At 62.3% G+C, this 5680-nt stretch carries 6 protein-coding genes and 1 pseudogene; 3 read left to right on the top strand and 4 right to left on the bottom strand.

The features are described 5' to 3' along the window. From NW846_RS12175 to NW846_RS12165, 3 genes and pseudogenes are all read right to left on the bottom strand, one after another. A pseudogene (locus tag NW846_RS12175) lies at positions 1–265 on the bottom strand (ABC transporter permease); the annotation flags it as partial. Positions 266–357: 92 nt separating this feature from the next. Further along, complete coding sequence (locus NW846_RS12170) at positions 358–1203, bottom strand: cell division ATP-binding protein FtsE (RefSeq protein ID WP_240527761.1); 846 nt, start codon at positions 1201–1203, stop codon at positions 358–360. A gap of 45 nt (positions 1204–1248) precedes the next feature. Continuing rightward, positions 1249–1998, bottom strand: a complete 750-nt coding sequence (locus NW846_RS12165; protein WP_414348217.1) for a WecB/TagA/CpsF family glycosyltransferase — start codon at positions 1996–1998, stop codon at positions 1249–1251. 89 nt (positions 1999–2087) lie between these two features. On the opposite strand from NW846_RS12165, the gene NW846_RS12160 reads away from it, so the two are divergent. Continuing rightward, the gene (locus tag NW846_RS12160; RefSeq protein ID WP_414348214.1) at positions 2088–3014 is read left to right on the top strand and encodes an alpha/beta fold hydrolase; all 927 of its coding nucleotides are present in this window, start codon (positions 2088–2090) and stop codon (positions 3012–3014) included. 36 nt (positions 3015–3050) lie between these two features. Here NW846_RS12160 and NW846_RS12155 read toward each other — a convergent pair whose 3' ends face one another. After that, positions 3051–3533, bottom strand: coding sequence for a pyridoxamine 5'-phosphate oxidase family protein (locus NW846_RS12155; protein WP_011429064.1), 483 nt, complete (start codon positions 3531–3533; stop codon positions 3051–3053). 159 nt (positions 3534–3692) lie between these two features. Here NW846_RS12155 and ilvA point away from each other — a divergent pair, with 159 nt between their 5' ends. Beyond that, the gene (ilvA, locus tag NW846_RS12150) at positions 3693–5204 is read left to right on the top strand and encodes a threonine ammonia-lyase, biosynthetic (protein ID WP_011429063.1); all 1512 of its coding nucleotides are present in this window, start codon (positions 3693–3695) and stop codon (positions 5202–5204) included. Between the two features lie 101 nt (positions 5205–5305). Beyond that, complete coding sequence (locus NW846_RS12145; protein ID WP_011429062.1) at positions 5306–5527, top strand: high light inducible protein; 222 nt, start codon at positions 5306–5308, stop codon at positions 5525–5527. Positions 5528–5680 lie beyond the last annotated feature (153 nt).

The raw sequence follows: 5680 nt of genomic DNA, 5'->3' as shown, positions 1-5680 counted from the left end.
CATGAGGCAGTTGGGCCACTTGGGGCTGCAAATCCACCCCCCGGCGTTCCGGCTCCAGATAGACGGAGATCTCCAGTTGCCCCCCCAGCGACTGGACCGTTGCATCCACCCCCCGAGACAGCTCCACGCCGATCCCCACCAGAAACAGCAACACCAACAGGGTGCTCACCGCCGCCCAGTTTAGCCAGCCTCCTCGCCGCAACCCCAAAAAAGTTTCCTGCAGGAGGTAGCGGATTTTGTTGAGAAATCGGGAGAGAGAGTGCATGCTGCCTACCGTCCAAGAGTTTGCCCGCTCTAAGCTTTAGCGTCGCAGTTGTGGAGAGGAAGATGGGGCTGCGCCGCTCTGGCGGGAGCCCCTCAGCGCATATCGTACAGATGTCCTCCCTCCAGGCGCACCACCCGGTGACCCGCCCGCTCCACCAGATAGGGGTCGTGGCTAGTCATGAGGATCGTCACGCCAAAAGAATTGAGCCGCTCCAGGATTTGGAGCACCAATAGGGAGTTTTCCCGATCCAGATTTCCCGTCGGCTCGTCGGCCAGCAACAAGACGGGCATGTTGACAATGGCGCGGGCCAAGCTGAGGCGCTGTTGCTCCCCTCCCGAAAGCTCGTCCGGGAAGCAATCCCGCTTCTCGGTCAGCCCCACCATCTTCAAAGTCGGCCCCAGGCGGCGGCGAATCTCTGCTGGGGAAAGTCCCTGGGCGCGCAGCACAAAGGCCACATTTTCCGCCAGGGTGCGATTGGCCAAGAGGCGATAGTCTTGAAAAACCACCCCCAAGCGCCGCCGCAACATGGCTAGGGGGCGGGGCGGGATGCGGTAGGGCCGCCGCCGACCTTCCGAAGAAAACAGACACACCCCATCCACTATCACCGTGCCCTCGGTGGCCTGTTCGGCCCCGTAGAGCAGCCGTAGCAGGGTGGACTTGCCCGCCCCCGACACCCCGGTTACGAACACAAACTCGCCGCGGCGCACCTCCAAGTTCACATCTCGGAAAACCCAGTTGCCGTTGGGAAAGACCTTGCTCACCCCCCGCAGCGACACCATGCTCTCAGCGCTACCTAGGGCTGGCAGGGATCCGGTCTGGGGCTTGCGGTAGAGGCCCAAGGTGGTTTCTGGGTCGGTTGGGACGAGGAGGGAGGGGTTTGGGGCTGTACCAGCCCAAGGGTGAAGGCGGGGAGCGTAGCCGATGTGCTGACCAAGCATCGTGGTAAAGCGCCTAGAGAGAAGGGAACGAGTGGAGCTGCCAGGCTAGGAGCGCGAGGGAGAAGAGCGATCCCACAGCACCCGCCAGGCAAACCTGGGCAAAGCCAACATGCGTCGCCAGCGCCAAGGTTCCTGATAGAGACGATACAACCATTCCAGGTGATGGTCACGCCACCAGCGGGGGGCTCGCCGTTTTTGGCCGGCCCAAATGTCGAAGCTGCCCCCCACCCCCATCCAGATGGCCTGGGGCAAGAGGCTGCGCCATCTCTGGATCCACAGCTCCTGGCGCGGGGATCCCAGCCCCACCCACACCAGTTGGGGTTGGATTTTCTGGAGAGCTTGCAGAAGTTTTTCCTCTTCGGCGCCAGAGAAGTAGCCGTGATGGCCCCAAATGGACAGAGAGGGAAAGTGAGCTTGCCACTGCTGAACCGCTGCCCGGTTGACTGCCGGCCTTCCTCCCACCAAGGCCAAGCGCCACCCCCGTTCTGCTGCCCGCGAGATCAAAGCTTCGGCCAGCTCGATCCCCGGCACCCGCTGGACACGGATCCCCTGCCGCCGCAAAGCCCACACCACCCCCGCCCCATCTGGGATCACCAGCTCAGCCTCCTGCAGCACTTGGGCAAAGGCCGGATCCCGCTGCGCCTGCATGATCATCTCCGGATTGCAGGTGACTACCTGAGCACCCAGGCCCTGGCTGATGCGGGCTTCAATCCAGGCGGTATAGCTCTGCAGATGGGTTTCCGGCAGGGTAAGGTGCAGGTTGACGCCCAAAAGGGAGTAGGTTACCAACGACATTGCCACGGGCCTAGGGAGAGAACTTGCTTCCCAATCCAGATTGTGCCAACAAAAAAGAGCGCTATCCTTCGGGGTGAGATAGGGATTCCATGCTCTCTGAACAGCCTTCTACAAGCGTCTTGGCCCCCCGCGAGGGGCGCTGGCTCTGGCAGGGCCAGTCCATCCGCTACCAACAGGCGGGATCCGCCGGCCCGGCGGTGGTGCTTATCCACGGTTTTGGGGCCAGCAGCGACCACTGGCGGAAAAATTTGCCGGAGCTGGGGCGGCACTGCCGCGTGTACGCCCTTGACCTCCTGGGATTTGGGGGATCCGCCAAGCCCTTGCCGGGATCCCCTTTCCCCTACACCTTTGAAACCTGGGGCGCCCAGGTGGCCGATTTTGGGCGGGAGGTGGTGGGGGAGCCAGCTTATCTGGTGGGCAACTCCATTGGTTGCATTGTGGCCTTGCAGGCGGCTGTTTTCGAGCCAGGCCAGGCCTTGGGGGTGGCGATGTTGGATCCCTCACTGCGGCTGTTGCACGAGCGCAAGCGTCGCCAGATCTCTTGGCTGCGCCGCCGAACCACCCCCCTCATCCAGTCCTTGCTGGGGTGGCCCCCCTTCAGCCGGTTTTTCTTTGCCCAGATAGCCCAGCCCTGGGCCATTCGCAACATCCTCCTCCAAGCGTATGGGCGCAAGGAAGCGGTTACGGAAGACCTGGTGCAGCTTTTGCTGCGACCGGCCCTCGATCCGGGAGCGGCAGAGGTGTTCTTGGCCTTTGTGCGCTACTCCCAGGGGCCCTTGGCCGAGGATCTCCTGCCCCAGGTCACCTGCCCCGTCCTCATCCTCTGGGGAGAGGTGGATCCCTGGGAGCCCATTGCTTTGGGGCGGGCCTTGGCCGAGTTCCCCTGCGTGGTGGGGTTCATCCCCCTGCCGGGAGTTGGCCACTGCCCCCAAGACGAGGCCCCGGAGCTGGTCAACCCGCTGCTGCTGGCTTGGATCCGGGATCCCACCCGAAAACCTGAGCTCGGGATCCCCTAGCAACTCCCGCGAGGAGGAAGGTCTGGGTTCTCCCGCCTAAGAGCGACCGAGGTGCTCCAGTTGATCCAGGTTGGGGCCGCTCAGCCGGAAGGCCTGGCCAAACCCCTGAATGAAGCTGCCGCCGGTGGGGGTGATCTGGCAGAAGTGGAAGTCCGCTAGGCCCAGGATCATCTCGGCAATCTCGTACTTGGCGCGATAAAGAGCCTCGAACCCCTGGGCTTGCGCTTCCTTGCGGCTGAGGAACTGGGCTTTTCCGCTCACCATCACCCGCGGCAAAGCGTGGTTGCTGCGGGGATCCCCCGGCGTGGGCGGCTCGTGGATGAGCAGGCTGGCTCGCGGATCCGCCCGCAAAGCCTGGGTGTGGGAAGAAAGGTCGCTGATGACAATGGCAAAGCGCAAGGGATCCCACTGCACCACGAAGGGCACCAACGATACCGCCGGGGATCCGTGATCCAGCACCGCCAAGCTGGCCACCGGCTGGCCCTCCAGCAGCGCCTTCAACTTTTCCTGCGCCGACATCGCTTTTTCTCCCATTGCCCCTGCTATTATCCCCAAGCCCCCCTCGTTTGAGAAGGGTTGGATCCCTGGGATAATATCCATTGCCCGTTTGAGCAGCCCGCACCACCGGGAGCAACGTTTTTCGACATTTTTCAACCCTATCGACGTCGATACATCCCGATGTATTGTGACTATCTTGTTCAGATCCTCACGGCTCGCGTTTACGACGTCGCCCAAGAAACCCCCCTGGAGCCGGCTTTTAACCTCTCCCGCCGCCTGAACAACCAGGTCTGGCTCAAGCGGGAAGATCTGCAGCCGGTTTTCTCCTTTAAGCTGCGGGGGGCCTACAACAAGATGGCCCACCTGCCTCCGGAGCAACTGGCGCAAGGGGTGATCGCGGCCTCTGCGGGCAACCACGCCCAAGGGGTAGCCCTGGCAGCGCAGCGGCTGGGCACCCACGCGGTCATCGTGATGCCCGTCACCACCCCCCAGGTGAAGATAGACGCGGTGCGGGCGCGGGGGGCCCAGGTGGTCTTGCACGGCGACACCTTTGACGATGCCTATGCTCACGCGCGGCAACTGGAAGCCGAGAAAGGTTTGACCTTCATCCATCCGTTCGACGATCCCCTGGTGATCGCTGGCCAGGGCACCATCGGCATGGAGATCCTGCGCCAGTCTCAACAGCCCATCCACGCCATCTTCGTCGCCGTCGGCGGGGGCGGCCTGATCTCGGGCATCGCCGCCTACGTCAAGCGCCTGCGCCCGGAGATCAAAATCATTGGGGTAGAACCGCTGGACGCCGACGCCATGTACCGCTCCCTACGAGCTGGCCGAAGGGTGCGCCTCTCTCAGGTAGGCCTGTTTGCTGATGGGGTGGCGGTGCGAGAGGTGGGGGAAGAAACCTTCCGCCTCTGTCAGCAGTACGTGGACGAGATCCTCTTGGTGAGCACCGACGACACCTGTGCCGCCATCAAGGATGTCTTTGAAGATACCCGCTCTATTTTGGAGCCCGCCGGCGCCTTGGCCATTGCCGGCCTCAAAGCCTACGTCAGCCGCACCGGCATCCAGGGACAGACCCTGGTGGCGGTGGCCAGCGGGGCCAATATGAACTTCGACCGCCTGCGCTTTGTGGCCGAGCGAGCCGAGATCGGCGAACAGCGGGAGGCCATTTTCGCCGTCACCATCCCCGAAGAGCGGGGCAGCCTGCGTCGGTTCTGCGCCCACATCGGCCAGCGCAACCTCACCGAGTTCAACTACCGCATTGCCGATACCCACGAAGCTCACATCTTTGTCGGCCTACAGGTGCGGGATCGGGCCGATGCCCAGGCAGCGGCCCTAGATCTGGAGCGGGCTGGCTTTAAGACCTTGGATCTCACCGACGACGAGCTGGCCAAGCTGCATCTACGCCACATGGTGGGGGGGCGCTCCCCCCTGGCCGAGAACGAGCTGCTCTACCGCTTCGAGTTCCCGGAGCGGCCCGGGGCCCTGATGCAGTTCTTGTCTTGCATGAGCCCCAACTGGAACATCAGCCTCTTTCACTACCGCAACAACGGCGCCGACTACGGTCGCGTCCTCATCGGCATGCAAGTGCCCACCTCGGAAATGCCCGCCTGGCAGCGCTTTCTGGATACCCTGAACTATCGCTACTGGGACGAAAGCCACAATCCGGCCTACAAACTCTTCCTAGCCTAGTCAGTGTCGGCTTGTTGCGGGGGTGAACAAAGTTGTAAACAAAACTTTACAGTCCTATGTAGAGCGCGCTACGCTAGTAGAGAAAAAGCAAGGAGAATCCTATGAGCAGATATCGCTCCGTCGTAGTCGAAGAAGGTGGCCGCCTCAACAACTACGCCATCGAGCCGGAGATGTACGTGGACACCGTTCCGCGGGTGGGCTTCACCGACTATGCAGAGCGCTTGAACGGGCGTTTGGCGATGATCGGTTTTGTTGCCCTGATCCTGTTTGAAGCCTTGTCTGGCACTACTCTCATCGGCTGGCTGCAGTCCCTGGGGCAGTAGAAGAGGGAAAAGCAAGCCGTGGCTTGTGAAATCCGAGGCGGTCAACCTGGGAGGACAGGCGATCTTTGCCTGAACAAGCCCTTCCTTGGCTGACTTTGCACACAAAAGGATAGCTTGGTAGCCCCGCACTTGAGTGCGGGGCGGAAAAGCCCG

This window comes from Synechococcus sp. W60.3 (genome assembly GCF_047502615.1).
Classification (GTDB): Bacteria; Cyanobacteriota; Cyanobacteriia; order Thermostichales; family Thermostichaceae; genus Thermostichus.
This window is presented reverse-complemented; position numbering and strand designations above follow the sequence as displayed.

Excerpts from the sequence above, each read along its gene's own strand:
- NW846_RS12170 (WP_240527761.1), bottom strand. The coding sequence starts at position 1,203 with ATGCTTGGTCAGCACATCGGCTACGCTCCCCGCCTTCACCCTTGGGCT.
- NW846_RS12165 (WP_414348217.1), bottom strand. The coding sequence starts at position 1,998 with ATGTCGTTGGTAACCTACTCCCTTTTGGGCGTCAACCTGCACCTTACC.
- NW846_RS12160 (WP_414348214.1), top strand. The coding sequence starts at position 2,088 with ATGCTCTCTGAACAGCCTTCTACAAGCGTCTTGGCCCCCCGCGAGGGG.
- NW846_RS12155 (WP_011429064.1), bottom strand. The coding sequence starts at position 3,533 with ATGTCGGCGCAGGAAAAGTTGAAGGCGCTGCTGGAGGGCCAGCCGGTG.
- ilvA (WP_011429063.1), top strand. The coding sequence starts at position 3,693 with ATGTATTGTGACTATCTTGTTCAGATCCTCACGGCTCGCGTTTACGAC.
- NW846_RS12145 (WP_011429062.1), top strand. The coding sequence starts at position 5,306 with ATGAGCAGATATCGCTCCGTCGTAGTCGAAGAAGGTGGCCGCCTCAAC.